At 60.8% G+C, this 26,832-nt stretch carries 21 protein-coding genes; 2 read left to right on the plus strand and 19 right to left on the minus strand.

The genetic code is table 11. From position 1 onward, the window contains the following. Positions 1-15: 15 nt before the first annotated feature. From purF to leuC, 14 genes are all read right to left on the minus strand, one after another. Positions 16-1,521, minus strand: a complete 1,506-nt coding sequence (gene purF, locus AC19YY_RS14375; RefSeq protein ID WP_169953473.1) for an amidophosphoribosyltransferase — start codon at positions 1,519-1,521, stop codon at positions 16-18. Positions 1,522-1,562: 41 nt separating this feature from the next. Further along, complete coding sequence (locus tag AC19YY_RS14380) at positions 1,563-2,120, minus strand: CvpA family protein (protein WP_169953471.1); 558 nt, start codon at positions 2,118-2,120, stop codon at positions 1,563-1,565. 243 nt (positions 2,121-2,363) lie between these two features. Then, the gene (locus AC19YY_RS14385; protein ID WP_170043451.1) at positions 2,364-3,023 is read right to left on the minus strand and encodes an SPOR domain-containing protein; all 660 of its coding nucleotides are present in this window, start codon (positions 3,021-3,023) and stop codon (positions 2,364-2,366) included. Continuing rightward, entirely contained in the window at positions 3,007-4,314 is a 1,308-nt protein-coding gene (folC, locus tag AC19YY_RS14390) for a bifunctional tetrahydrofolate synthase/dihydrofolate synthase (RefSeq protein ID WP_170057808.1), read from the minus strand. The genes AC19YY_RS14385 and folC overlap by 17 nt, the downstream gene beginning before the upstream one ends. Next, positions 4,311-5,231 carry an acetyl-CoA carboxylase, carboxyltransferase subunit beta gene (gene accD, locus AC19YY_RS14395; protein ID WP_038442050.1) on the minus strand — a complete coding sequence of 307 codons (921 nt, stop codon included), beginning with the start codon at positions 5,229-5,231 and terminating at the stop codon, positions 4,311-4,313. Before accD ends, folC begins: the two co-directional genes overlap by 4 nt. Before the next feature lie 244 nt (positions 5,232-5,475). Then, complete coding sequence (locus AC19YY_RS14400; RefSeq protein ID WP_500604402.1) at positions 5,476-6,108, minus strand: phosphoribosylanthranilate isomerase; 633 nt, start codon at positions 6,106-6,108, stop codon at positions 5,476-5,478. Positions 6,109-6,172: 64 nt separating this feature from the next. Then, positions 6,173-6,997, minus strand: a complete 825-nt coding sequence (gene truA, locus AC19YY_RS14405) for a tRNA pseudouridine(38-40) synthase TruA (RefSeq protein WP_169953538.1) — start codon at positions 6,995-6,997, stop codon at positions 6,173-6,175. 238 nt (positions 6,998-7,235) lie between these two features. Continuing rightward, positions 7,236-9,779, minus strand: a complete 2,544-nt coding sequence (locus AC19YY_RS14410) for a FimV/HubP family polar landmark protein (protein ID WP_500604403.1) — start codon at positions 9,777-9,779, stop codon at positions 7,236-7,238. Positions 9,780-9,941: 162 nt separating this feature from the next. Continuing rightward, on the minus strand, positions 9,942-10,952 hold the full coding sequence (locus tag AC19YY_RS14415; RefSeq protein ID WP_169953461.1) for an aspartate-semialdehyde dehydrogenase: 1,011 nt from the start codon (positions 10,950-10,952) through the stop codon (positions 9,942-9,944). Between the two features lie 239 nt (positions 10,953-11,191). Further along, complete coding sequence (gene asd / locus AC19YY_RS14420; protein ID WP_169953460.1) at positions 11,192-12,304, minus strand: aspartate-semialdehyde dehydrogenase; 1,113 nt, start codon at positions 12,302-12,304, stop codon at positions 11,192-11,194. 64 nt (positions 12,305-12,368) lie between these two features. After that, positions 12,369-13,451, minus strand: coding sequence for a 3-isopropylmalate dehydrogenase (leuB, locus tag AC19YY_RS14425; RefSeq protein WP_169953458.1), 1,083 nt, complete (start codon positions 13,449-13,451; stop codon positions 12,369-12,371). A 51-nt stretch (positions 13,452-13,502) separates the two neighbouring features. Then, positions 13,503-14,267, minus strand: a complete 765-nt coding sequence (locus tag AC19YY_RS14430) for a class I SAM-dependent methyltransferase (RefSeq protein ID WP_500604404.1) — start codon at positions 14,265-14,267, stop codon at positions 13,503-13,505. 129 nt (positions 14,268-14,396) lie between these two features. Beyond that, positions 14,397-15,041 (minus strand): 3-isopropylmalate dehydratase small subunit, encoded by a 645-nt coding sequence (leuD, locus tag AC19YY_RS14435; RefSeq protein WP_169953454.1) that lies wholly within the window; start codon positions 15,039-15,041, stop codon positions 14,397-14,399. 10 nt (positions 15,042-15,051) lie between these two features. Continuing rightward, positions 15,052-16,470 carry a 3-isopropylmalate dehydratase large subunit gene (leuC, locus tag AC19YY_RS14440; protein WP_169953452.1) on the minus strand — a complete coding sequence of 473 codons (1,419 nt, stop codon included), beginning with the start codon at positions 16,468-16,470 and terminating at the stop codon, positions 15,052-15,054. A gap of 146 nt (positions 16,471-16,616) precedes the next feature. Here leuC and AC19YY_RS14445 point away from each other — a divergent pair, with 146 nt between their 5' ends. Together AC19YY_RS14445 and AC19YY_RS14450 are read left to right on the plus strand one after the other, a co-directional pair. Further along, positions 16,617-17,507, plus strand: coding sequence for a LysR family transcriptional regulator (locus AC19YY_RS14445; RefSeq protein ID WP_169953450.1), 891 nt, complete (start codon positions 16,617-16,619; stop codon positions 17,505-17,507). Between the two features lie 63 nt (positions 17,508-17,570). Beyond that, the gene (locus tag AC19YY_RS14450; protein WP_169953448.1) at positions 17,571-20,864 is read left to right on the plus strand and encodes an EAL domain-containing protein; all 3,294 of its coding nucleotides are present in this window, start codon (positions 17,571-17,573) and stop codon (positions 20,862-20,864) included. Positions 20,865-20,892: 28 nt separating this feature from the next. Here AC19YY_RS14450 and AC19YY_RS14455 read toward each other — a convergent pair whose 3' ends face one another. The 5 genes from AC19YY_RS14455 to AC19YY_RS14475 form a co-directional block, all read right to left on the minus strand. After that, on the minus strand, positions 20,893-22,212 hold the full coding sequence (locus AC19YY_RS14455; protein WP_500604405.1) for a hypothetical protein: 1,320 nt from the start codon (positions 22,210-22,212) through the stop codon (positions 20,893-20,895). Positions 22,213-22,381: 169 nt separating this feature from the next. Beyond that, complete coding sequence (locus AC19YY_RS14460; RefSeq protein WP_346266497.1) at positions 22,382-23,134, minus strand: beta/alpha barrel domain-containing protein; 753 nt, start codon at positions 23,132-23,134, stop codon at positions 22,382-22,384. Positions 23,135-23,413: 279 nt separating this feature from the next. Beyond that, positions 23,414-24,712 (minus strand): hypothetical protein, encoded by a 1,299-nt coding sequence (locus AC19YY_RS14465; protein WP_500604406.1) that lies wholly within the window; start codon positions 24,710-24,712, stop codon positions 23,414-23,416. Between the two features lie 559 nt (positions 24,713-25,271). Further along, complete coding sequence (locus AC19YY_RS14470) at positions 25,272-25,721, minus strand: Hsp20 family protein (RefSeq protein WP_170043442.1); 450 nt, start codon at positions 25,719-25,721, stop codon at positions 25,272-25,274. A gap of 118 nt (positions 25,722-25,839) precedes the next feature. Beyond that, positions 25,840-26,799: a tRNA dihydrouridine synthase gene (locus AC19YY_RS14475; protein ID WP_169953442.1), complete on the minus strand. Its 960-nt coding sequence runs from the start codon at positions 26,797-26,799 to the stop codon at positions 25,840-25,842. Positions 26,800-26,832 lie beyond the last annotated feature (33 nt).

The following is a 26,832-nucleotide window of genomic DNA, read 5'->3' on the forward strand; positions in this document are numbered from 1 at the left end:
AGGGCCGGTAGTTACTCAGTTGTTGTACAGATCGATGATCGCGCTGACCGCCTGGGTCTTGATCTTGGAGGAGTCGTTACGCGCCTGCTCGATCTTGTTCAGGTAAGCCTCGTCGACATCACCGGTCACGTACTTGCCATCGAAAACTGCGCAATCGAAATGCTCGATCTTGATCTTGCCGCCGCCAACCGCTTCGATCAAGTCAGGAAGATCCTGATAGATCAGCCAATCAGCGCCGATCAGGTCAGCCACATCCTGGGTCGAACGATTGTGCGCAATCAACTCGTGGGCGCTCGGCATGTCGATGCCGTACACGTTCGGGTACCGCACCGCAGGCGCAGCGGAACAGAAGTACACGTTCTTCGCCCCGGCTTCACGGGCCATCTGGATGATCTGCTTGCACGTGGTACCCCGCACGATGGAGTCATCCACCAGCATCACGTTCTTGCCGCGGAACTCCAGCTCGATGGCGTTGAGCTTCTGGCGTACCGACTTCTTGCGAGCCGCCTGGCCCGGCATGATGAAGGTGCGGCCGATGTAGCGGTTCTTGACGAAACCTTCGCGGAACTTGACGCCCAGGCGAGTGGCCAGCTCCAGCGCGGCGGTACGGCTGGTGTCCGGGATCGGGATAACCACGTCGATATCGTGCTCCGGACGCTCGCGCAGGATCTTCTCGGCGAGCTTCTCACCCATGCGCAGGCGCGCCTTGTACACCGAGACACCGTCGATGATCGAATCCGGACGCGCCAGGTAGACGTGCTCGAAGATGCATGGGGTGAGTTTCGGGTTGATCGCGCACTGACGGGTATGCAGCTTGCCGTCTTCGGTGATGTACACCGCTTCGCCCGGCGCCAGGTCACGCACCAGGGTGAAACCCAGCACATCCAGGGACACGCTTTCGGAGGCGATCATGTACTCGACGCCTTCGTCGGTATGGCGCTGGCCGAACACGATCGGGCGGATGCCGTGGGGGTCGCGGAAACCGACGATCCCGTAGCCGGTGATCATTGCCACGACCGCGTAGCCACCCACGCAGCGGTTGTGCACGTCAGTCACGGCGGCGAACACGTCTTCTTCGGTGGGCTGCAACTTGCCGCGCTGGGCCAGTTCGTGGGCGAACACGTTGAGCAGCACTTCCGAGTCGGAATTGGTGTTGACGTGGCGCAGGTCAGATTCGTAAATCTCCTTGGCCAGTTGCTCAACGTTGGTCAGGTTGCCGTTGTGCGCCAGGGTGATGCCATAGGGCGAGTTGACGTAAAACGGTTGAGCTTCGGCCGAAGTCGAGCTACCGGCAGTCGGGTAACGCACATGGCCAATGCCCATGTGCCCGACCAGGCGCTGCATGTGACGCTGATGGAACACGTCACGTACCAGGCCATTGTCCTTGCGCAGGAATAACCGGCCGTCGTGGCTGGTCACAATACCGGCAGCGTCCTGGCCGCGGTGCTGGAGGACGGTTAGCGCGTCATACAGCGCCTGATTGACGTTCGACTTACCGACGATACCGACGATGCCACACATGCGACGCAACCCCTACTTAATGAATCTTGACTGAACACTACTTACTGCGGCGTGTTGCCCGGCAAGAGGTGCTCCTTGAACGGAAGATCAGCGGGTACGCTGATTCCGCTGGCCAGCCACTGACTGCTCCACCCCAATATGAGGTTCTTGGACCAGTCTGCAACCAATAGAAATTTTGGCACGAGACTCGACTCCTGCCACCACGAATCCTGCTGTACCGGGCCCAGGCTCAACAGCCCGACCGCAATGACCACCAGCAGCGCGCCACGCGCGGCACCGAAGGCCATGCCGAGAAATCGATCGGTCCCGGAGAGGCCGGTGACACGTATCAATTCGCCGATAAGATAATTGACCATTGCTCCCACCAGCAGCGTGGCGATGAACATGATGGCGCAGCCCGCGATGACACGAGCCGAAGGTGTTTCGATATAACCGGCCAGGTAAACGGCCAGGGATCCGCCGAACATCCAGGCGACGACTCCTGCAACGATCCAGGTCAGCAGCGATAATGCTTCTTTGACGAAGCCGCGGCTTAGACTGATCAATGCGGAGATGGCGATGATGGCTACGATCGCCCAATCAACCCAGGTAAATGGCACAGTACAGCCTACAGACGGATAAGGCGGCGCATTTTAGCAGAGCGCCGGGCTATCGGTAAGCGGTGTTTGGTGGTCCATTGCAAATCAATGGGTTGTGGCAAGCTACGACCATCTCAAGATAGGCAAAAACCAATGTGGGAGCGGGCTTGCCCGCGATAGCGGTGTGCCAGCCAACTGTAATATCGACTGGTGCACCGTCATCGCGGGCAAGCCCGCTCCCACACTGAGACCGCATTGGCAGAATCAGCCGCGCTCTGGCTGGAAGCGCACCACAAAACCTTTCAGGTTCTGCTGGCGACCCAACAGGTCACGCAGGCGGTCCGCCTCGGCGCGCTCGATCAGCGGCCCGACAAATACCCGGTTCTTGCCATCGGCAGTCCGGATATACGCGTTATAACCCTGGCTGCGCAGGGTTTTCTGCAAGGCTTCGGCACTTTCGCGATTGGACAGGCTGGCGAGTTGCACCGACCAACTGATCGGCAGGCCGTTAGGATCGATGCGACTTTGCCCCACATCAGGCTTGCCCGGGGCTGCCGGCTGCGGCGCCACTGGCTTCGGGGCCGGAGCAGGTGTAGCAGGCTTGGCCGCCACCACCGGTGCAGGAGCAGGCTTTACCACCGGCACACTCGGCTGGATCGGCGCCGAAGGTGCTTGCTGTTCGGCAATTTCCGTATCAGTCGGCACCGGCTCTTCCTCGGGCAACGCCTGCGGCTCAGGCACCACCACTGGCTCGACCTGGACCTGCGGCATCACCGGGGCCTGGGGCGCGGCCGGGGCCTCAACCGTGACCTGGCGCTGCTCGTCCTGGCGAGAAAACAGCATCGGCAGGAAAATCACCGCCAATGCCACCAACACCAGGGCTCCGACCATTCGCTGCTTGTATGCGCTATCCAGTAATGCCATGTGCAGCTTCCTCCGTGGAGCGCCGGGCCAACCACTCAAGCGCCTCGGCAACACAATAAAATGATCCGAACAACAGAATTTCGTCCTCGGCCGTTGCCACCGCGCATTGAGCCTCCAATGCAGCGGTTACGCTTGCATGGGACGTCACCGTCGCGCCAAGGTTCTGCAACACCGCCTGCACATCATCGGCCGTACGGGTGCGCGGCGTATCCAGCGGGGCGACTGCCCAGGACTGCACACTGCTCAGTAAAGGCGCGACCACACCGTCCAGGTCCTTGTCCGCCAGCAGGCCGAATACCGCCAGGCGCCGACCCGCTGGCACCTGGCCGGCCAAACGGCGTGCCAGGTACTGTGCAGCATGCGGGTTGTGCCCAACATCCAGCAACAGGTTCAAGCGCTTGCCTTGCCATTCGAACGAACGACGATCCAGGCGCCCGACCACCTGCGTACGCTGCAAAGTATCGGCGATCTGCGCGCCATTCCACGGCAGATCCAGCAACAAATAGGCCTGCAGCGCGAGTGCCGCGTTTTCCATGGGAAGGTTCAGCAGCGGCAGGCCGTGCAACTCGACGCCCTGGCCCCGCGTATCGACACCGCGCCACGACCATTGGTCACCAGACACCTCCAGGGCAAAATCACGGCCCCGCAGGAAAAACGGGCAATCCAGCTCGCGCACCTTGTCCAGCAAGGTATGCGGCGGATCCAGGTCACCACACAAAGCCGGCTTGCCCTGACGGAAGATCCCGGCTTTTTCATAGGCCACGGATTCGCGGGTATCGCCCAGGTAATCGGCATGATCCACACCAATACTGGTGACCAACGCCAGGTCGGCATCCACCACATTGACGGTATCCAGGCGACCACCGAGGCCGACTTCCAGCACCACCGCATCCAGCTGTTCACGCTCGAACAGCCAGAACGCGGCCAGGGTGCCCATCTCGAAATAGGTCAGGGAGATTTCGCCACGCCCGGCATCCAGCGCCGCGAACGCTTCGCACAACTGCTCGTCAGTGGCTTCGACGCCGTTGAGTTGCACGCGCTCGTTGTAACGCAGCAGGTGTGGCGAGCTGTAGACGCCAACCTTCAAGCCCTGGGCCTGCAGCAACGCCGCGACAAAGGCGCAGGTAGAGCCCTTGCCATTGGTGCCAGTGACCGTGATCACCCGTGGCGCAGGCCGACCCAACCCAAGGCGGGCCGCTACCTGTTGCGAGCGCTCCAGGCCCATGTCGATGGCTGACGGATGCAACTGCTCAAGGTAGGCGAGCCATTCGCCCAGGGTTCGTTGGGTCATAGGTTTGCAGGCACCGGCGGCACAACGATGGGTTCGACCTTGGGCGCGACGTACACCGGTGTCGGCAAGCCCATCATCTGTGCCAGCAGGTTGCCCAGGCGCGGACGCAGTTCGGAACGGGCGATGATCATGTCGATGGCGCCGTGTTCCAGCAGGAACTCGCTACGCTGGAAGCCTTCGGGCAGCTTTTCACGCACGGTCTGCTCGATCACGCGTGGGCCGGCAAAACCGATCAGCGCCTTGGGCTCGCCGACGATTACGTCGCCCAGCATCGCGAGGCTGGCGGAAACGCCGCCGTAGACCGGATCGGTCAGCACCGAGATGAACGGGATGCCCTCTTCACGCAGACGCGCCAGCACCGCAGAGGTCTTGGCCATCTGCATCAGCGAGATCAGCGCTTCCTGCATCCGTGCACCACCGGAGGCGGCGAAGCAGATCATCGGGCAACGGTTTTCCAGGGCGTAGTTGGCGGCGCGTACAAAGCGCTCACCGACAATGGCGCCCATGGAACCACCCATGAAGGAAAACTCAAACGCCGACACCACTACGGGCATGCCCAGCAGCTTGCCACTGACGGAAATCAGCGCGTCTTTCTCGCCGGTCTGCTTTTGCGCAGCAGTCAGGCGGTCCTTATATTTCTTGCCGTCGCGAAACTTGAGGCGGTCCACCGGCTCCAGGTCAGCGCCCAGCTCGGCACGGCCATCGGCGTCGAGGAAGATGTCGATACGGGCGCGGGCGCCGATACGCATGTGGTGGTTGCACTTGGGGCAAACGTCCAGGGTCTTTTCCAGCTCCGGGCGGTACAACACCGCGTCGCAGGATGGGCACTTGTGCCATAGACCTTCAGGAACCGAGCTTTTCTTCACCTCGGAACGCATGATCGAGGGGATCAGTTTGTCTACTAACCAGTTGCTCATGCTTTCTTTCTCCAGTACCGGTGGCTTGAACACAGCCCCGCGTATGCCCTTGAGCTAAATTCATTGATGTGGCGATAACAACCACAGGACGGGGTCAGACGTTCGACCAGCCATTTCCTGCACCTGCCCTCAGCCTTCCAGACAACCCGCCAGTGCGTGGCTGCCACTTCATTGGCGCCACCCGAGGGCAACGCCGGCCTGTTTTACACAGTGGTAGTTACTGACGGCGGCAGACTGCCAGCCGTCACATCGCGCCACTGCTGCTGCGCACTGCCTGCATGAATGCGTGAATCTTGCCAGGATCCTTGATGCCCTTGGCCTGCTCCACCCCGCCGCTGACGTCGACGGCATACGGGCGAACCTGGGCAATGGCCTGCGCCACATTGCCAGCGTTCAAACCGCCCGCCAGGATGATCGGCTTGCTCAAGCCCTGGGGAATCAGCGCCCAATCGAAAGCCTCGCCTGTACCACCGGGAATGCCCTCGACATAGGCATCGAGCAATATCCCACTGGCCCCGGCGTAGGCGGCGCAACTGGCGGCGATATCGTCACCGGCCTTGACCCGCAACGCCTTGATATACGGGCGATGGTAGCCGGCGCACTCCTCCGGGGTTTCGTCGCCATGGAACTGCAACAGGTCCAGGGGCACGGCATCCAGGGTTTCATTGAGCTCGCAGGCGCTGGCGTTGACGAACAGCCCCACCGTGGTCACGAACGGCGGCAAGCCGGCAATGATCGCCCGGGCCTGCTGCACCGTCACCGCGCGCGGGCTCTTGGCATAAAACACAAAACCAATAGCGTCAGCCCCCGCCTCGACTGCCGACAGCGCGTCTTCCATGCGGGTAATCCCGCAAATCTTGCTGCGAACGCCTGACATATCGTCAAAACCTCAGGGGGCTGTCCAGGAAAGTCCCGGATGGTAACAAATGCTTTTCCGGGCGTCAGCCGCCAAGTTCAGTGAAACCTGTGAGGAAGTGTGGCCCGATGAAACGCTGCGGCAGCTCGAACTCATCTCGGTACTCCACATCCACCAGATACAGGCCGAACGGGTGCGCCGTCACCCCGCCGGTCCGCCGCACCCGACTCTCCAGCACTTCCCTGGCCCACTCCACCGGGCGCTCGCCAGTACCAATGGTCATCAGCACCCCGGCGATATTGCGCACCATATGGTGCAGGAACGCCCCGGCGCGGATATCCAGGACAATCATCTTGCCGTGACGTGTCACCCGCAGGTGATGGACTTCCTTGATCGGCGACTTCGCCTGGCACTGCCCGGCGCGAAAGGCACTGAAGTCGTGGATCCCCACCAGATGCTGGGCCGCCTCGGCCATGCGCTCGGCGTCCAGCGGGCGGTGGTTCCAGGTGATTTCTTCGTTCAAGTGCGCCGGACGGATCTGATCGTTGTAGATCACATAGCGGTAACGCCGGGCAATGGCCTTGAACCGCGCATGGAAGTGCGCCGGCATGACTTTGGCCCAACTGACGCTGACATCGTGGGGCAGATTGATATTGGCGCCCATGACCCACGCCTTCATCGAACGCTCGGCCTGGGTGTCAAAATGCACCACTTGCCCGCAGGCATGCACGCCCGCGTCGGTGCGCCCTGCGCACATCAATGAAACCGGCGAGTCGGCGACCTTCGACAGGGCCTTCTCCAGGGTTTCCTGCACAGTCGGCACGCCAGAGGCCTGGCGCTGCCAGCCGCGATAGCGCGAACCTTTGTATTCCACGCCCAGGGCGATTCTGAAAAAGCCGGCGGCCGCCATTTCGGCGGCCGCGTTATCTATATTTGCCAAGAGCTGAGAGCCTGATAGTTGCGCAAAGGCGGCCATTATAAAGTGCCGGGCCTGGTCCTGGGGCATTTTGTGGGAGCTGGCTGGCCTGCGATAGCCTCGCCTCGATTCTACCGAAGGACCGAGTCGCCTCTATCGCGGCCAAGCCCGGCTCCCACCTTTGAATGCAAAACGGCGACCCGAAGGCCGCCGCTGCGTTAATTGCCAGTAATCACGCCAGGCGGCTAAGCATTTCCTTGGCTTCGCTGCGTTGGCCGTCGTCGCCTTCGGTGAGGACTTCGGCCAGGATGTCACGTGCACCACCCTCATCGCCCATGTCGATATAGGCCTGGGCCAGGTCGAGCTTGGTGGCGACTTCGTCGGTGCCCGACAGGAAGTCGAACTCCGGCTCATCGTCGCCCTTGGCGGCATCTTCAGCGGTGAAGCTCGGCTCGATCGACGGGCTTTCCAGGCTCTGGGACAGGCGCTCCAGCTCGGCGTTGACATCGTCAAGCTCGGAGGTGAACGCATCAGGCTTGTCCGATGGCGCAGGTTCGTCGGCCAGGGACAGGTCGAAGTCTTCCGGCAGGTCAAAATCTTCCAGCGCGGCGGGTGTCAGGGTCGGCGGCTCTACCGGTGGCAGGTCCTTCATCTCTTCTTCCAGGCCCGAGAGGAAGTCGTCGTCGGACTGGGAAGCCGGTGCATCCAGTTGCAAGTCGAGATCAAAGTCAGACAAGTCGTCCTCGCTGGCCTTGGCTTCGGTCTGCTGCTGCAAGACCGAGTCGAAGCTCAGGTCATCGACCTCGGGGGCGACCACCGCCGGCGACGCCGCCTCGAGGTCGTCCAGGCTCAGGTCGAAGTCGGTGTCGAACGCATCGGTTTGAGGCGTGGCGGCAGGCGCCGGTTCTTCCTGGAGCAGATCCTTGACGTACTGCGCATCCAGCGCGGCAGCGGCGACTGCAGCACTCACGCCCGCAGCCAGCACGGCCATGGCCGGGTAGCGATTTTTCAACAGTTCGACCTGGGCGTGGTTCTCGCCATTGGCGACCAGTTGGCGCTCCTGGGTCACGAAACCATCCTTGTCGCCCTGCTGGCCGTAGACCTCCAGGAGTTTGAGGCGCAGATCGCTGCGCTTGGGCTCCAGCTTGATCGCTTCTTCCAGCACCGCAGCGGCCTGGTTCAAGTGACCACGGTCCAGATGGGACTGGGCCTGGGCCAGGGCATCAGAGGAACCGGGCTCGATGATGGGCTTGCTCGGCGGCGCCATGCTGGTCGCAACTGCAGCTACAGGCGCCACGGCAACCGGAGCTGGAGCTGGAGCTGGAGCTGGAGCTGGAGCCAGCATGACGTTTGCCGCCGGGACTTCAAGGCCTTCGAAGCTATCGAGCGACAAGTCTTGTTCAAGTTTTGCGGAAAACTCTGGCTCTTCCGCCAGCGCCCGCGCCATGCGCAGGTGTTTTTCCTCTTCCAGGCGCGCATTGCGATGACGTGCCCACAGCAGCAGGAGCAACAGCACCAAGAGGCCGGCAGCGCCGCCGATCACCCCGAGAACAATGGGGTTGGTCAGCAGGTCATTGAATTTGCCTTCGGCGCTGGCCTCGGGCGCAGGCTCAGCGGGGATTTGCACGGGCGCAACCACCGGCGTTTCGGCCGCCGGAGCAGGCGCAGTCGGCGCCGCAGCCAGTTCGGCAGGTATTACCGCCGGTTGCGCCGGGGCGCCGCCTTCGGCCTGCAATTTGGCCAATTGGTTGTTCTTCAGTTCGATCAGCCGCTGCAGCTTGTCCAACTGACTTTGCAGGTCAGACATGCGGCTTTTGAGTTCTTCGTTTTCGCGGCGGGTCGAATCCAGGCTTTCCTGGGTCACGGCCAACTTGTTGTTCAGGGCCTTGCTGTCACCTGCGGCGCCTTTGACGCCGGCCTTGGCAGCCTCAGCCGAGACAAGGCTCAGGTTGTCCTTGGCGGCCGTTTGCGACGGCGCTGCGCCAGCCTGGGCGCGCTTGGTGGCGTCCAGTTGCTGACGCCCCGCTGCTTGATTAGCGGCACCGCGACGCCCCTGGCGCCAAGCCGCATTCTGCGCGGTCACTTCGGCAATCGCCTGGGGTTGCGGCAGGCTGGTGCTTTGTACCGGATCCGGCAGGCGCAATACCTGGCCGGTCTTCATACGGTTGATATTGCCGTCGACAAAGGCGTCCGGGTTCAGCGCCTGGATCGCCAGCATGGTCTGCTGGATCGAGCCGCCATTGCGGTTTTTCGCGGCGATTTCCCACAGGGTGTCGCGAGAAGTCGTGGTGTGTTCAGCCGCCTTGGTCACGCTGGCAGCAGCCGGCGTGGCAAGGCGCGGCGCTGGGGCAATGACCTCTGGAGCCTTTTGCTCGAACTTGGCCGGGTCCAGCAAGACGCTGTAGTCCCGCATCAACCGGCCATTGGGCCATTGCACCTGCAACAAGAAGCGTACGTAGGAGTCGGGCAACGGCTTGCTGGAGGTGACGCGCACCACACTGCGGCCACTGGGGTTGAGCACCGGGGTAAAGGTCAGCTCATCGAGGAACGCCTGGCGATCGACACCCGCATCCACAAAGGCCTGGGAAGACGCGAGGCTGGGCACGATATCGGAGGCGCTGAGCCCGCCCACATCGAGCAGCTCGATCTCCACCGACAACGGCTGGTTCAACTTCGACTTGAGGGTCATCTCCCCAAGTTGCAGCGCTTGCGCCATACCGGAGGACAGCGCCGAGACGGCCGCTATTGCTAACACCAGTTTGCGAACTTGAACCATAGCCTCATCCTTTGTTTGAACACTCCTCGGCCCGCGAGAAGGTTGGGTACCGCTGCCATTCGGCATGGCGAGCCGATAGGTCACCGACGCGCAACTTTTCCTGCATGGGGCCAAGCATAGCGCTTGGCTAGAATCAATCTACAAATTGCCGCCAAGTATCTTTTACACAAGGTGTTTTATCAACAACTGTGCCAGTTGCACCGCGTTAAGCGCCGCGCCTTTGCGTACGTTATCTGACGTCAGCCACAAGTTTAGTTCCGCCGGGTCATCAATACCGGCCCGCACCCGACCCACGTAGACCACGTCCTGACCGACCGCATCCCCAACAGCGGTGGGGTAATCGCCCTCTTCCACCAGTTCGATGCCCGGCGCCGCCTCCAACACGCGATTGACGGCGCCAAGGTCCACGGCCCCCGCCAGTTGCAGGGACACGCTCAGGCTATCGCCAAAAAACACCGGAGCTTGAACGCAGGTTGCGGAAATCTTCAGTAAAGGTAATTCAAGCAGGCTACGCAGTTCGTGGACCAGGCGTTTTTCCAGGGCGGTGTGGCCCTGCGCATCCGGCGTGCCGACCTGGGCCAGCAGGTTGAAGGCCATCTGCCGATCAAAGAACTTGGGCTCCAGGGGCCGCACATTCAGCAGCTCGGCGGTTTGCCGGGCCAGTTCGCTGACGGCTTCACGGCCCTGGGCAGACACGGCCAGGTTGGCGGTGACGCTCACGCGCTGGATGTCCAACAGGCCGCGCAACGGTGCGAGCACCACCGCCAGGTGGGTGGCGCAAGGGCTTGGGCTGCCCACCTGGAACGGCTTTTTCAAGCCGTCCAGTACCTGGGCATTGGCTTCCGGCACCACTTGGGGCGCCTGTTCGGCCGGCAGGGCGCCGGACAGGTCGATCAATGAGCAACCGGCTGCCGTGGCGCGCGGCGCGAAACTCAGGGTGACCGCCGGGCCTGCGGCGAAGAAGGCCAGTTGCACCTTGCTGAAATCGAACTCATCGACTTCCCGTACCCGCACGTTTTTGCCGCGAAACGGCACCGACGCGCCGGCCGACTCGCTGCTGGCCAGCAGGTGCAGGGCGCCTACCGGGAACTCAAGTTCTTCGAGGATCTGCACCAGGGTTTCGCCCACCGTGCCGGTGGCGCCGATCACGGCGATATCAAAGGTCTGGGTCATGGAGGCTGCCTCGGGCATTGCGGGGGGAGCGGCACTTTACCGGGTGGTGGGGGGTGAGGCAATTGGCCTGGGGTTTGTGGTGTGGCGCGGGCCGTCATCGCGGGCAAGTCCGCTCCTACATTTGGATTTGTGAACATATTCAAGTGTGGGAGCGGGCTTGCCCGCGATGAGGGCCTAAGGCGCAATAAAAAACCCGCGCCTGTCACCAGAACGCGGGTTTCTTCAACACCACTAAGCGATCAACGCTCCAGCAGAATCCGCAACATCCGACGCAGCGGCTCGGCCGCGCCCCACAGCAATTGGTCACCTACAGTGAAGGCGCCCAGGTACTGGGTGCCCATGTTCAGCTTGCGCAGACGGCCCACCGGTACATTCAGGGTGCCGGTGACCTTGGTCGGGCTCAGCTCCTGCATGCTGATATCACGGCTGTTGGGCACCAGCTTGACCCATGGGTTGTGCTGGCTGATCAGCCCTTCGATATCGGCGATCGGCACGTCTTTATTGAGCTTGATGGTCAGCGCCTGGCTGTGGCAACGCATGGCGCCGATCCGCACGCAAATACCGTCCACCGGGATCGGGTTCTTGAAGCGCCCAAGGATCTTGTTGGTCTCGGCCTGGGCTTTCCACTCTTCGCGGCTCTGGCCGTTCGGCAGTTCCTTGTCGATCCATGGGATCAGGCTGCCGGCCAAGGGCACGCCGAAGTTCTCGGTCGGGTAGGCTTCGCTGCGCATGGCCTCGGCCACACGGCGGTCGATATCGAGGATCGCACTGGCCGGGTCGGCCAGTTGATCGGCGACGGCCGCGTGGGTCGCGCCCATCTGCTTGATCAGCTCGCGCATGTTCTGCGCGCCGGCACCGGAGGCCGCCTGGTAGGTCATGGCGCTCATCCACTCCACCAGCCCGGCTTCGAACAGGCCACCCAGGCCCATCAGCATCAGGCTGACGGTGCAGTTGCCGCCGACATAGTTCTTGGTGCCGGCGTCAAGTTGCTGGTCGATGACCTTGCGGTTGACCGGGTCGAGGATGATCACCGCGTCGTCCTGCATACGCAGGCTGGACGCTGCATCGATCCAGTAGCCCTGCCAGCCGGCTTCGCGCAGCTTGGGGAAGACTTCACTTGTGTAGTCGCCGCCCTGGCAGGTCAGAATGACGTCGAGGGTCTTGAGCTCTTCAATGTTGTAGGCGTCCTTGAGCGGGGCGATATCCTTGCCCACGGACGGCCCTTGGCCACCGACATTCGAAGTGGTGAAAAACACCGGCTCAATAAGATCGAAATCCTGCTCTTCCAGCATCCGCTGCATGAGCACGGAACCGACCATACCGCGCCAACCGATCAGACCTACACGTTTCATCGCAACTACACCTTGTTAAAAAGTGGGCCGCCTTGCAGCAACAACTGCAAGCGGGCCCGAGAGATTACAGATTCCGCAGCGCGGCGACTACTGCGTCGCCCATTTCCTGCGTCCCGACCTTGGTGCAACCCTGCGACCAGATGTCGCCGGTACGCAGGCCCTGGTCCAGCACCAGGCTCACCGCTTGCTCGATGGCATCCGCCGCTTCGCTGAGGTTGAAGCTGTAGCGCAGCATCATCGACACCGACAAAATCGTCGCCAGCGGGTTGGCAATGCCCTGGCCCGCGATGTCTGGCGCCGAACCGTGGCATGGCTCGTACATGCCCTTATTGTTGGTGTCCAGGGACGCCGACGGCAGCATGCCGATGGAACCGGTGAGCATCGAGGCCTGGTCGGACAGGATGTCGCCGAACAGGTTGTCGGTGACGATCACGTCGAACTGCTTGGGCGCACGCACCAACTGCATGGCGGCGTTGTCGACGTACATGTGGCTGAGTTCGACGTCCGGATAGTCCTTGGCCACTTCTTCGACGATCTCGCGCCACAGCTGGCTGGAGGCCAGGACGTTGGCCTTGTCTACCGAGCAGACCTTCTTGCCGCGCACGCGGGCCATGTCGAAACCGACACGGGCGATACGGCGGATTTCACTCTCGCTGTACGGCAGGGTGTCGTAGGCCTGGCGCTCGCCATTTTCCAACTCACGCACGCCCCGTGGCGAGCCAAAGTAGATACCGCCGGTCAGCTCACGCACGATCAGGATATCCAGGCCCGCCACCACTTCCGGCTTGAGGCTCGACGCGTCGGCCAGTTGCGGGTAGAGGATTGCCGGGCGCAGGTTGCCGAACAGGCCCAGTTGCGCACGGATTTTCAGCAGGCCGCGCTCCGGACGGATGTCACGTTCGATCTTGTCCCATTTCGGCCCACCCACGGCGCCGAGCAGCACCGCGTCGGCAGCACGGGCACGGTCCAGGGTTTCGTCGGCCAGGGGCACGCCATGCTTGTCGATGGCAGCGCCGCCGATCACGTCGTGACTCAGTTCAAAGCCCAGGCTGTACTTGCTGTTGGCCAATTCCAGGACCTTGACCGCTTCGGCCATGATTTCCGGACCAATGCCGTCGCCAGGGAGAATCAGAATCTGCTTGCTCATGGGTTCCTCATTTCATCAAGCGACCCGCCCTCGGGCAGGTCGGGAAAATTATTAGCGTTCGGCCCAGACCACCAGCACGTCGGTGCTGAAGGTGCCATCGGCTTGAATCTCAAAATAATCGCGCACTTCCTGGCCCATCGCCTTTTGCAGCTCCAGGATCGCGGCGCGCAATACCTCTGGCGTGCGCATGCGCTCGACCCACGAGGTGTATTCCAGGCGCAGGCGCTGGCGATTGCTGTTGCGTACATGCAGGCCGGCTTCGCTGAGCTGGCGCATCCACTCGCCGGCGGAGTAATCGCGCACATGGCTGGTGTCGCGCAGCACTTCGACGGTTTGCAGGTAAGTGTCCAACAGCGGGCTGCCCGGTGACAAGACATCGACAAACGCCGCTACGCCGCCCGGCTTGAGCACCCGGCGCACTTCGCGCAGGGCCTGGCCCAGGTCGCTCCAGTGATGGGCCGAGTAGCGGCTGAACACGAAGTCGAACTCGCCATCGGCGAATGGCAGGCGCTCGGCGGCGCCGTGCCGGGTACGAATATTGTCCAGGCCACGCTCTGCAGCAGCGCCAGCAACCACGTCGAGCATCTGCTGCGACAGGTCGTAGGCCACCACTTCCTTGACCAGCGGTGCTACGTGGAAACTCACGTGACCGGCGCCACAGCCCAGGTCCAGCAGTCGTGCAGCGCCCTGCCCGGCCAGTTCGGCCTGCAGCAGTGCGAATTCGCTGCCCTGGGCGTGCACGGCACTGCTCAGGTAGGCCGAGGCCTGTTCGCCGAATTGTTTTTGCACGACTTGGGTGTGGGCGGTGTTGGTCATGGTGGCTTTCCTCAGGTTTTGGGGTGGCTGTACGGGCGCTATCGCAGGCAAGCCAGCTCCCACAGTTGGAATGCATTCCAGTGTGGGAGTCGGGCTTGCCCGCGATGGGGCCCGCACGGTTACCGCAAATCAGGCATCACGAAACAACCAAGGCTGGCTGGCCCGGTGCTTGGCTTCAAACGCGGCAATTGCCTCGCCGTCCTGCAAGGTCAGGCCGATGTCGTCCAGGCCGTTGATCAGGCAGTGTTTACGGAAGGCATCCACTTCAAAGTGGTACACCTTGCCATCCGGACGGGTCACGGTCTGTGCAGCCAGGTCGACGGTCAACTGGTAGCCCACGTTGGCTTCCACTTGCCCGAACAACTCGTCCACTTCGGCATCGCTCAGGATGATCGGCAACAAGCCATTCTTGAAGCTGTTATTGAAGAAGATATCGGCGTAGCTCGGCGCGATGATGCTGCGAAAACCATATTCTTCCAGGGCCCACGGCGCGTGTTCGCGGCTGGAGCCGCAACCGAAGTTTTCCCGGGCCAGCAACACGCTGGCGCCCTGGTAGCGCTCGGCGTTGAGTACGAAATCCTTGTTCAACGGGCGCTTGGAGTTGTCCTGGTAGGCGTAGCCCACGTCCAGGTAGCGCCACTCATCGAACAGGTTGGGGCCAAAGCCGGTGCGCTTGATCGACTTCAAGAACTGCTTGGGGATGATCTGGTCAGTGTCCACGTTGGCACGGTCTAACGGCGCGACCAGACCTGTGTGTTGGGTAAAAGCTCTCATCGGGTATTCCTCAGATCAATTCGCGAACGTCGATAAAACGACCGTTGACGGCAGCCGCAGCGGCCATGGCCGGGCTGACCAGGTGAGTACGACCACCGGCGCCCTGACGCCCTTCGAAGTTACGGTTGGAGGTGGACGCGCAATGCTCGCCGGACTCCAAACGGTCCGGGTTCATCGCCAGGCACATCGAGCAGCCCGGCTCGCGCCATTCAAAGCCGGCTTCGAGGAAGATTTTGTCCAGGCCTTCGGCTTCCGCCTGGGCCTTCACCAGGCCCGAACCTGGCACCACAATGGCCTGCTTGATGGTCGAGGCCACCTTGCGGCCCTTGGCGATCACCGCCGCGGCGCGCAGGTCTTCGATCCGCGAGTTGGTGCAGGAACCGATAAACACACGGTCCAACTGGATGTCGGTGATCGCCTGGTTGGCTTTCAACCCCATGTACTTCAAGGCGCGCTCGATGGAGCCGCGCTTGACCAGGTCGGCTTCCTTGGCCGGGTCCGGCACGTTCTGGTCAACGGCCAGGACCATTTCCGGCGAGGTGCCCCAGCTGACTTGCGGCTTGATCTGGGCCGCGTCGAGTTCAACCACCGTATCGAACACCGCATCCTTGTCGGACACCAGGTCTTTCCAGGCTTCTACGGCGGCATCCCAATCGGCGCCCGCCGGTGCAAACGGACGACCCTTGACGTATTCGACGGTTTTTTCATCCGCCGCGACCATGCCCACGCGGGCACCGGCCTCGATGGACATGTTGCAGATGGTCATGCGGCCTTCGATGGACAGGTCGCGAATGGCGCTGCCGGCGAATTCGATGGCATGGCCGTTGCCGCCAGCGGTGCCGATCTTGCCGATCACAGCGAGCACGATGTCCTTGGCGGTGACACCAAAGGGCAAGGTGCCTTCGACCAGCACCAGCATGTTCTTCATTTTTTTAGCAACCAGGCACTGGGTGGCGAACACATGTTCCACCTCGGAAGTGCCAATACCGTGGGCCAGGGCGCCGAACGCGCCGTGGGTCGAGGTATGGGAGTCGCCGCAAACCACGGTCATGCCCGGCAAGGTCGCGCCCTGCTCCGGGCCGATTACGTGGACGATGCCCTGGCGCACGTCATTCATCTTGAATTCGGTGATGCCGTACTCGTCGCAATAGTCGTCGAGGGTCTGGACCTGCAAACGCGAGACCTGGTCGGCAATGGCTTCGATACCGCCCTTGCGCTCCGGGGTGGTCGGCACGTTGTGGTCCGGGGTGGCGATGATCGAGTCGACGCGCCATGGCTTGCGCCCGGCCAGTCGCAGGCCTTCGAACGCTTGGGGCGAGGTCACTTCGTGGATGATGTGACGGTCGATGTAGATCAGCGACGAGCCATCATCGCGCCGTTTCACTTCATGGGAATCCCAGAGTTTGTCGTAAAGCGTTTTGCCGGCCATCAGTCGGTCCTCATCAGCGTCTTTCTATGCCCTGGGCGTTGAACGATTCAATAACCCTTTGGCTTGTGAGGCTGATGCTATGGCGTTACATTAAATAACTCAAATTCATATTTTTCATGCTTTGGATAACCAACTGGAATACGACCATGGACCTGGCCAACCTCAATGCTTTTATTGCCATCGCCGAAACCGGCAGCTTCTCCGGGGCCGGGGAACGCCTGCACTTGACGCAACCGGCAATCAGCAAGCGCATCGCCGGCCTTGAGCAACAACTGAAGGTGCGCCTGTTTGATCGACTGGGCCGGGAAGTGGGCCTGACAGAGGCCGGGCGTGCCCTGCTGCCCCGCGCCTATCAGATCCTCAATGTGCTGGATGACACCCGCCGCGCCTTGACCAACCTGACTGGCGAAGTCAGCGGACGCCTGACCCTGGCGACCAGCCATCACATCGGCCTGCACCGCCTGCCCCCGGTGTTGCGCACGTTCACCCGGGAATACCCGAACGTGGCACTGGATATTCAGTTCCTGGATTCGGAAGTCGCCTACGAGGAAATCCTCCATGGCCGTGCCGAAGTGGCCGTCATCACCCTGGCCCCGGAGCCCCACAGCCTGGTGCGGGCCACCCCGGTGTGGGACGACCCCCTGGATTTCGTGGTGGCGCCCGAACATAGCCTGGCCAGCAACGCCAGCATCAGCCTGGCCGACATTGCCCGGCACCCGGCGGTATTCCCCGGTGGCAACACCTTTACCCACCATATCGTGCACCGGCTGTTCGAGGCCCAGGGCCTGACGCCGAACATCGCCATGAGCACCAACTACCTGGAAACCATCAAGATGATGGTCTCCATCGGCCTGGCCTGGAGCGTGTTGCCGCGCACCATGCTCGATGATCAAGTGGCCAGTATCGCTTTACCGGGCATACAGCTCAGTCGCCAGCTAGGCTATATCGTGCACACCGAAAGGACGCTGTCGAACGCTGCGCGGGCTTTCATGAGCCTATTGGATGCACAGGTCGATCCGGCTGGGATGCCGGCATGAGGCCGTGCGGCCTGTAGACCCTGCTCCCGCGCCGAACGCCCATCGAGCCAAGGCCCCTTGATAATGCCCAACCCTGTCGATCCCGTGCCGCCGCTGCCGCGCATTCACGCCCTGGACCCCCAGCAGGCGGAACAAAGCTGGGAAAACGCCCCGCAACTGCTGGCGGCGCTCAATGCCGCACGGCTTGGCGCCTGGAGCTGGGATATCGACAGCGGGCGGATCAGTTGGTCGCGCGGCACCCAGGCGCTGTTCGGTTTCGACCCCCGGCAGCCATTGCCCAAGGACCTGGACTACCTCGACCTGCTGGCCGCCGAGGACCGCGGCCGCGTGATCCGGGCGTTTCACGCGGTCCTGGCCGGCGCACCCTTCGAACAAGCCATGCATCACCGCATCCAGTGGCCGGACGGCAGCCTGCACTGGCTGGAAATCAATGGCAGCCTGCTGCCGGATGCGTCCGGGCGCCGGCGCATGATCGGGGTGATCCGCGAAACCACTCAGCAGCGCGAACGCGAACATGCCCTGGGCCACTCCGAAAAACGCTTCGCCACGCTGTTCCACCTGTGCCCGAACATGGTCCTGCTGACCCGCCAGGAAGATGGCCTGATCAGCGAAGCCAACCAGTATTTTGAAAGCCTGTTCGGCTGGCCGGTGGCCGATGCCATTGGCCGCACCACCCTCGACCTGGGGCTGTGGGTCCACCCGGAGCAACGGGCCCTGTTGGTCAGGGCGACCCAGCGCAAGGGCGAGCCCATCACCATGGAGGTGCAATTTCGCGCCAGCAACGGGCAAATCCATGACGGCACCCTCAGCGCACAAAAGGTCGAGCTCGAGGGCCAGGCCTACCTGATCAGCACCTTCCTCGACACCACCGAACGCAAGAACGCCGAGCAGGCCCTCAAGGACAGCCAGGAACGCCTGGACCTGGCCCTGGACTCGGCCCAGTTGGGCACCTGGGACTGGCATATCCCCAGCGGCATGCTCTACGGCTCGGCGCGGGCCGCGCAGTTGCACGGCCTGGATCCGCACCCGTTCCATGAGTCGTTCGACGCGTTTTTTGAAGGCATGCCCGATGAAGAGCGCGCCAGCATGCGCGATGCCTATCGCACCTTGCGTGAGGGGCCGGCGGGCAACTACCAACTGACCTACCGCGTGCAACTGGAAGACGGCAGCTCGCGCTACCTGGAAAGCCGCGCCCGCCTCTACCGTGACGCGCAGGGCACGCCGGTGCGCATGGCCGGCACCTTGCTGGATATCACCGACCAGGTGGAACGCGAACAGCGCCTGAGTGCCTCTGAAGAGAAGTTCGCCAGCCTGTTCCTCGCCAGCCCCGACCCGATCTGCGTCACACGCCTGGCCAGCGGCGAGTTCATCGAAATCAACCCCAGTTTCAGCCAGACCTTTGGCTGGGCCGCCGCCGAAGTCATCAACCACACCGCCGAGCAGATCGGCCTGTGGGATCAGCCAACCCAGCGCCTGCAGCGCATCGAGCAGGTGATCCGCGAGCAGGCGCTGAACAACGTGGCGATCATCGTCCACCACAAGAACGGCCAGCGCCTGACCTGCATGATTTCCAGCCGGCTGATCAAGGTCGGCAACCAGCCCTGTGTGGTCACCACCCTGCGCGATATCACCCAGCAACAGCGCTCGGAGGCGGCGCTCAAGGCCAGTGAGGAGAAATTCGCCAAGGCCTTCCATTCCAGCCCCGATGCGGTGTCCATTACCGAGCGCGACACCGGGCGCTATGTGGAGGTCAATGACGGCTTCTGCCGCCTGACCGGCTACCGCGCCGAAGAAGCCATTGGCCTGACCCTGTATCAGATCGGCATCTGGGCCGATGAAAACCAGCGCGCCGCGCTGTTGGCCGAATTGCAGATCAAGGGCCGCATCCACCACCTGGACATGCTCTGGCACAACAAACGTGGCGAGTTGCTGGCGGTAGAAGTGTCGGTCGAGCCGATTACCCTCAATGAAACCCCGTGCCTGCTGCTGACCGCACGGGATGTCAGCCTGCTCAAGAGCGCGCAGGCGCAGATCCGCCACCTGGCCTATCACGACCCGCTGACCAACCTGCCCAATCGCGCCTTGCTGATGGATCGCCTGAGCCAGCAGATCGCCCTGCTTAAACGCCACAACCTGCGGGGTGCGCTGCTGTTTCTGGACCTGGATCACTTCAAGCACATCAACGATTCCCTCGGCCACCCGGTGGGCGACACCGTGCTGAAAATCGTCACTGCGCGCCTGGAGGCCAGCGTGCGCATGGAGGACACCGTGGCGCGCCTGGGAGGGGACGAATTCGTGGTGCTGCTCAGCGGGCTGGAAGGTACTCGGTTAGAGGTCAGCAAGCAGGTGCAGTTGCTGTCCGACACCCTGCGCGAACTGTTGTCCGAGCCGATGTTTCTCGATGGCCAGCGCTTGCAGGTCACCCCCAGCATCGGCGTGGCGCTGATTCCCGACCACGGCTCGACCCCGGCCGACCTGCTCAAGCGCGCGGATATTGCCCTCTACCGGGCCAAGGATTCGGGGCGCAATACCACGCAGATGTTCCATAACAGCATGCAACGCACCGCCAGCGAGCGCCTGCGCATGGAGACAGACCTGCGCCTGGCGTTGTCGCGGGGCGAGTTCAGTGTGCATTACCAACCCCAGGTCGATGCCCGGGGCAATCGCATTGTCGGCGCCGAGGCCCTGGTGCGCTGGCAGCATCCGCAGTTGGGTGCGCAATCGCCGACGGAGTTCATCAAGGTTCTGGAAGACAGCGGGCTGATTCTCGAGGTGGGCACCTGGATCCTCGACGAAGCCTGTGGTGCCTTTGCCCGGCTGATCGCCGAAGGCCTGGTGGAGCCGGACGGCTTCAGCCTGTGCGTGAATATCAGCCCCCGGCAGTTTCGCCAGAACGATTTTGTCGAACGGGTAGAGCGCAGCCTCAAGCAGCATCAACTGCCGTTCACCTTGCTGAAACTGGAAATCACCGAAGGCATCGTGATCCAGAACCTGGACGACACCATCGGCAAAATGCGCCGCCTGAAAAAACTCGGGGTCAGCTTCGCCATGGACGATTTCGGCACCGGTTATTCGTCATTGACCTACCTCAAGCGCCTGCCGGTCGATGCCTTGAAGATCGATCAATCGTTTGTGAGGGACGCCACCCACGACCCGAACGACGCCGAGATCATCCGCGCGATCGTGGCCATGGCGCGCAGCCTGAACCTGGAGGTGATTGCCGAAGGCGTAGAAACGCCCGAGCAACTGGCGTTCCTGCAGGGGCTGGGTTGCCATCTGTATCAGGGTTATTTGCACAGCCGGCCGTTACCCCTGGATGCATTTATAGAGCTGTTACGGCCAGGCGCCGGGACCTGAAGAGCGCTCTGGGTCCCTGCGCCGGGTATCACACTAATTTCAATGCCCGGTGGAAGTGCCCCTGCCAGTGCGAGTTTTCCAGGCTGAGTTTTTGCCCATACAGGTCCAGCTTGCCGTCGATCACCGCCACCGAGTGGTAGGTGTTGGCCAAGGTGCCCGTGGTGCCACGAGCCAGCTCTTCAACCGTGCTTTCACGGATATAGGCAAACAACCCAAGCCGACGCAATGCGGCGCCGGGGTATTCACCGTCGTTGAGTGTTGCCATGGCAACCTCGTAACTTTGGTTGCCACGCGAATCGTTGTTTTCCACCTGGGCCCGCTTGGCACTCACGGCGTACAAGAAGTTGGCATCGTCCAGCAGCGCCGGATTGCTACCCTTCAAGTTGGAGGCAGCCTTGGCCTGTTTCAGTTCATCGTGGGTCAGGGTCAGCTTGAAGGAATCCCTCATGAGCACTTCATAACCCTCAGCCGTGGCGGTGATCTTTTTAAAGATGCCTTGGGGATTTTGTCCAAACCGCATCATGGCCGCCTTGATCGCCGACACGGTGACACAGTTGCCTTCTGCCCCCTGGTAAAAACCGTTCCAGATATCTGCGGGTTGGGTGCCTATGGGCACACTGGATAATTTCAGGTCAGGTAAATCGACGGTTGCGGGCGATACGCCAGGCACAGTCTGGTCATTGAACAACATATAACCGTAACTTCTATCAACCCGCTGTTTTTGCCCATAATTATGTTGGGTATTGTCCATGACAAACGCGGAGCCAAAATTATGGGTTTCCACCACACCCACGGCGCCGCTGGCGGCCATGTAAGTGGCAGGCACAAACTGGGCAAAACCAATCATCCCCATGCCCCGCAGGCAGTTCTGCATCGTTTCACCCTCAAGGCTCTTGTGCAGGACCTTGTCGAAACTGTCATAGCCACCTGCTTGTTGTTTGCGCTTGGCAAAAGCGGCGAGTACAACGTTGGCGTCGTTGATGGCTGCTCGGTCGTTGCCGGAAAATCGCGAGGCCTGCGCCGTAAGTTTTAGTTCATCATGGGACACATGAACCTTAAACTCATCTTTCATCGTAATGTCATAACCATCACCGGTCGATTTAATCTCATCAAACATATCGCGGGGGCTTTGACCAAAGGTCATCATCATCATTTTGATAACAGCCGCATAGGTACTATTGTCAAAATGCTCACCGAATCCACGGGGGGTGGCGGTAAAGGCATTCACGATATCTTGGGGCTTCTCCCCGCCACTAGTTGAAAAAACGTCAGCAGAAACAGCATTGACAGGTTTATCACCCAGCCTATAACTGTCAGTAAATGACCGATTGAGCATATTCACATTCATGACAACCTCCTAACCACAGACTTATTAAAAGTATGACAAGCAAGACATCGCGCAAACCCGCGCATGCCAAGCATCAGGAAAACCCAAAGTAAAATTAACGTTAAAAACCTGCGCAGGAAAACAACAGCCACTCTTATAATTTAAAACGACAACTACACAACACTACTGATCACCCGATTAACGCCACTGCATCCCCATACCGCGGCGCCCTGCCTTTTCGACCCCATAACTCTTCCTTGCCGTCGATCACTGCGACCGAATGCCGGGCGCGGTTGACCATCCCGACCTGGCCGCGGGCCAAGGTATTTACCGGGACATTTTTTATATGCTTCTTTAAGCCCAAGCGCTCGAACCCTTCCCCTGCGCCACGCTCATCTTCACCATCATTGAGACTGCGGATGGCCGCGCTGAAACTTCTCGCCGCTCGACCATCGTTGTTTTCTATCTGCGCACGCTTGGCACTGGCAGCAAACAAAAACTCAGCGTCCTTGAGCATGCCCCTGTCGCGCCCAAAAAAACGTGCGCCCGCTGCCGCCTGTTTCAACTCCTGGCTGGTCAACGTCAAATGAAAACCGTCACGCATCGTCACGTCATAGCCGCGCTCGGTTTTACTGACATTTTTGTAGATATCAGTGGGGCTTTGTCCAAACTTGTGCATGGCGGCCTTGATCGCTGAAACCGTTACGCAATTGCCATCCGGCCCTTGGCGAAAACCACCCCAGATATCATCGCATTTGGCCCCATTGCGCTTGGTCGACAAATCCGGAAGAGGTGTCTGGGGCTTTGGCACTAACGGTAAGGGCTTGATTTCAGGCGTGACAGGCGCGGGAACAACCTTGGCTTTATCAAGCTCCTTGCCACCCGACAGCAGCGCTGTAATTTGGCTCATGAACGTACTGAACATTGAAATGATGGTTTGCAAGTCCGCCGCCTGGTTTGCCCCACAGCCGTCCAGTTCAGCGACATGCCTGGGCGAGTGCTGATGGGAAAACCTGCTGACAGCCGAGCCCTGTAGCGAGGGGCTAGCGGTCTCAATACTAAAGGCTCCTGCCAAGTACCCGGAACCATTACACATGACGCTGGAAGCACGGTTAACGCTTGAAACAGACATGTTTTTTCTCGCACAAAGTGCCCCTCCGGCCGATCGCTGACCGGAGAAGCAACTGATTGAAGTTAGAGGTCTATTGGCCCAAGAGGCGCGTTAAAACCGGCGATAGGGACGCGCCGACCACCCCATTTCATCAGGGCGGCATTCCGGCCCCGCAGCGGTCACATCCGGCTCTGGCCCAGGCTTATCCGGTAGCACTTCAGGGTTTGGCAGCGGGGATACCTCAGGCTTTACGCGGCTGTCATTCGGGACGGTCGGTTCAGGCACCGCGTCGGGTGTCACCGCTGCAACACGGTTGGGCACCAAGCCCGGCCTCGCCCGACCATCACTCCCAGGCACCTGGGTATCAGGCGTCACCTTCGCATCGTTACCGGGCACTACCGTCGGCTTGGACTGCGGGCCAGGCCTCACCTGAGCGTCGTGGCGTATCACCACACCTGGCTCGGGTTCGAAACGAGGCGTCACTGTGACGCCGCCGCGCGGGCTGGGTGGCTGGTGAGTCGATGGGCAGTGGCAGTTGTTCACATTCACGTTCACCTGCACATGGTTGTCCGACGACACCTTGGCCTGCGCTTCTGGAGTCCCTGGCATAACCTTGACCTGCGGCCGCACCACAGGTTGTTTGCCGCCATCCAACATTACCTTGACTTCTTTGCCGGGAGTCGCGGGCTTGGTGTCCGTGTCCAGTTTTTGCTCGGGCTTCTTATCGCTATCAACCAGGACCTTGGCGTCCTTGCCCGCGGGCACGGGCTTGCTTTCGGCGTCCGGTTTTAGCTCCGGTTTCTTGTCGCTATCAACCAGGACCTTGGCGTCCTTGCCCGCAGGTACGGGCTTGCTTTCGGCGTCCGGTTTTAGCTGGGGCTTCTTGTCTGTATCAAGCAGTAGTTTGGTGTCGTTGCTCGCAATCGCAGGCTTGCTCTCAGTGTCGGGCTTCTTCTCGGCTAGCTTGTCCGCATCGAGCTGCTTTTTTAAAGCCTGGCCTGAAATCAACAGTTTGCCGGTGGTCTGCGGTGTGTGCGTAGTAGGTTTGTCTCCACCCACCTGTGCCTTTGCATCCTTAGTGGAAATGGCGGCTCTGTCCCCAAGAGCGGGTCTGGTTTCAGACGGTTTATCCGCCGTGGGCAAGGCCTCGGAAGGATGCTTTTTACCCGACAACACATCTCGCATTGCCTTGAAGAGCAGTTCGAACATATCCAGCAGCTTTGCAAGAGCATCCGTACTGACAGTTGTATTTTCCCGCCCAACTTCAACATGCCGAGTGTGTTCCGGCACTACGCTCGACTTAGTATTTAACAACTTACTCACATCACCACTTCCAGGCGGCGCGACCAGATCAAGCTGATGATTAGCAACATTGACGCTCGGAGGATTATTAACAGACAGATAAGACATTATTCATCCCTCTTTCAGAAAAGCACCAGGACGTTCAGACGCCCATGACAAACACTGTTTTTTTATGACTTGAAACGGCAGCGACCGTATCGAAGTCACTGGATTCGTGGGGAAATAAGCGTTCTGGTTCCAGATATCGCGGAAAACATAAGGACACTAAAAGGTAACTTAGGACTTTTACCCATGGACTTCTGCCGAAAACCTGCTTTTCTACGGCTTGTGCCTGATAAAAACACGTCATACCCGTTAATAAACTGCTGCGAGGAAAAAAACCGTTATGATTCGCCGAGTGTGCATGACAGCGCCCATGATATTTCCCGCGCGACTAAGACTGCTGCCATGCCTCCAAACAAAGAAACACTCTAACTATGCAAACACGCACCCAACCAAGAAAGTTACACACACCTGCTAGCAAACAAATAAAACAACACACCCTCAACTAAACAAAACTCCCCTCGCTATCGATTAAAACACCTGCAACCTCCTTCAAGCCCCTAAACAAAAAAAGGGCGCCAGAGGCGCCCTTTTTGCAGATGATGAAAGATTTAAAAATATGCGCTTAGTGTTGCAGCGCCGGCTTCTGCGCCCCATTGATCGGGATACGCTTGGCCTTCGCTTCTTCCGGCACGACCCGCAACAGATCGATGCTCAGCAAACCGTTACTCAGGTCAGCAGCCTTGATCTCGATATGGTCCGCCAAGCGGAATGACAGCTTGAAGGCCCGCTGGGCAATGCCTTGATGCAGATAGGTGACGCTCTCAGCCTTGGTGTCGCGCTTGCCGCCGCTGACGGTCAACACGCCCTTCTCCACCTGCAACTCCAGATCGTCTTCCTGGAAACCGGCGGCCGCGATCACAATGCGGTATTGGTCTTCGCCATGTTTCTCGACGTTATAAGGTGGGTAGCTGCTGCCCGGCTCATTGCGCAATGCGGTCTCGAACAGGTCGTTGAAACGGTCGAAACCCACGGAAGAGCGGAACAACGGCGCCAGGGAAAATGCGGTACTCATAGGTCAAATCTCCTGAAATATCAGCAAGGTTCTTTATCTCCACGACCCGAGTTCGGCATCGTGTAATCCCTAGATAAGGACCACCCATTACATTTCAAGAGAGGCTGTAAGAAAAATTTCAGGCCGCTTGCGGGTGAGGCATACCGAGCAAACGACTGACCTGCAGCAGATCGGTTTCCCGGCGCAGCGCGGTAAACAGCTCCACGGCTTGCGGGTAATTGCGCGTCAGCATCGCCAGCCACTGCTTCAAGCGGCCAGGAGCCTGGCGCTCAGTCAGTTGCGCTACAGACTGCGTCCAGAACTCCCGGAGCATGGGCTGCATCTCCTCCCAAGTCATCTCTACCACCTCCTCACCTGCACGCGCAGCGGCGATTTGCCGGGCCAGGTCGGGACGCGCTACCAGGCCGCGGCCGAGCATGATGTCTTCGACCCCACTGATCTCGCGGCAACGCCGCCAGTCCTCGACGCTCCAGATATCACCGTTGGCAAATACCGGCACCTTGACCACGTCCTGCACGCGCGGGATCCATTCCCAATGGGCGGGGGGCTTGTAGCCATCGGCTTTGGTCCGCGCATGCACCACGATGTGCGCCGCGCCACCTTCGGCCAGGGCCGTGGCGCACACCAGCGCGCCATCCGGGCTGTCGAAGCCCAGGCGCATCTTGGCGGTCACCGGGATATGCGCCGGCACCGCACGACGCACGTGCTCGACGATCTGGTTGAGCAGCTCCGGCTCCTTGAGCAGCACCGCACCGCCACGGGATTTGTTGACGGTCTTGGCCGGGCAGCCGAAGTTCAGGTCGATTACCTGCGAACCCAGCTCGCAGGCCAGCGCGGCGTTTTCCGCCAGGCACACGGGGTCGGAACCAAGCAACTGCACGCGCAACGGCACGCCCGCAGCGGTCTTGGCGCCGTGCAGCAGTTCAGGGGCAAGCTTGTGGAAATAGGCCGGGGTCAGCAGGCGGTCGTTGACCCGGATAAATTCGGTCACGCACCAATCGATACCGCCCACCTGGGTCAGCACGTCCCGCAGGATGTTGTCGACCAACCCCTCCATGGGCGCCAAGGCAATTTGCATGGAAAACACTCAACGAAAAACGTGGCGCAGTTT

The organism is Pseudomonas sp. MF09156 (assembly GCF_059862305.1).

Excerpts from the sequence above, each read along its gene's own strand:
- AC19YY_RS14400 (WP_500604402.1), bottom strand. The coding sequence starts at position 6,108 with ATGTCAGGCGTTCGCAGCAAGATTTGCGGGATTACCCGCATGGAAGAC.
- leuD (WP_169953454.1), bottom strand. The coding sequence starts at position 15,041 with ATGAGAGCTTTTACCCAACACACAGGTCTGGTCGCGCCGTTAGACCGT.
- accD (WP_038442050.1), bottom strand. The coding sequence starts at position 5,231 with ATGAGCAACTGGTTAGTAGACAAACTGATCCCCTCGATCATGCGTTCC.
- AC19YY_RS14445 (WP_169953450.1), top strand. The coding sequence starts at position 16,617 with ATGGACCTGGCCAACCTCAATGCTTTTATTGCCATCGCCGAAACCGGC.
- AC19YY_RS14430 (WP_500604404.1), bottom strand. The coding sequence starts at position 14,267 with ATGACCAACACCGCCCACACCCAAGTCGTGCAAAAACAATTCGGCGAA.
- AC19YY_RS14465 (WP_500604406.1), bottom strand. The coding sequence starts at position 24,712 with ATGTCTTATCTGTCTGTTAATAATCCTCCGAGCGTCAATGTTGCTAAT.
- truA (WP_169953538.1), bottom strand. The coding sequence starts at position 6,997 with ATGGCGGCCGCCGGCTTTTTCAGAATCGCCCTGGGCGTGGAATACAAA.
- folC (WP_170057808.1), bottom strand. The coding sequence starts at position 4,314 with ATGACCCAACGAACCCTGGGCGAATGGCTCGCCTACCTTGAGCAGTTG.
- purF (WP_169953473.1), bottom strand. The coding sequence starts at position 1,521 with ATGTGTGGCATCGTCGGTATCGTCGGTAAGTCGAACGTCAATCAGGCG.
- asd (WP_169953460.1), bottom strand. The coding sequence starts at position 12,304 with ATGAAACGTGTAGGTCTGATCGGTTGGCGCGGTATGGTCGGTTCCGTG.
- AC19YY_RS14410 (WP_500604403.1), bottom strand. The coding sequence starts at position 9,779 with ATGGTTCAAGTTCGCAAACTGGTGTTAGCAATAGCGGCCGTCTCGGCG.
- AC19YY_RS14475 (WP_169953442.1), bottom strand. The coding sequence starts at position 26,799 with ATGCAAATTGCCTTGGCGCCCATGGAGGGGTTGGTCGACAACATCCTG.
- AC19YY_RS14415 (WP_169953461.1), bottom strand. The coding sequence starts at position 10,952 with ATGACCCAGACCTTTGATATCGCCGTGATCGGCGCCACCGGCACGGTG.
- AC19YY_RS14385 (WP_170043451.1), bottom strand. The coding sequence starts at position 3,023 with ATGGCATTACTGGATAGCGCATACAAGCAGCGAATGGTCGGAGCCCTG.
- AC19YY_RS14450 (WP_169953448.1), top strand. The coding sequence starts at position 17,571 with ATGCCCAACCCTGTCGATCCCGTGCCGCCGCTGCCGCGCATTCACGCC.
- leuB (WP_169953458.1), bottom strand. The coding sequence starts at position 13,451 with ATGAGCAAGCAGATTCTGATTCTCCCTGGCGACGGCATTGGTCCGGAA.
- leuC (WP_169953452.1), bottom strand. The coding sequence starts at position 16,470 with ATGGCCGGCAAAACGCTTTACGACAAACTCTGGGATTCCCATGAAGTG.
- AC19YY_RS14455 (WP_500604405.1), bottom strand. The coding sequence starts at position 22,212 with ATGAATGTGAATATGCTCAATCGGTCATTTACTGACAGTTATAGGCTG.
- AC19YY_RS14470 (WP_170043442.1), bottom strand. The coding sequence starts at position 25,721 with ATGAGTACCGCATTTTCCCTGGCGCCGTTGTTCCGCTCTTCCGTGGGT.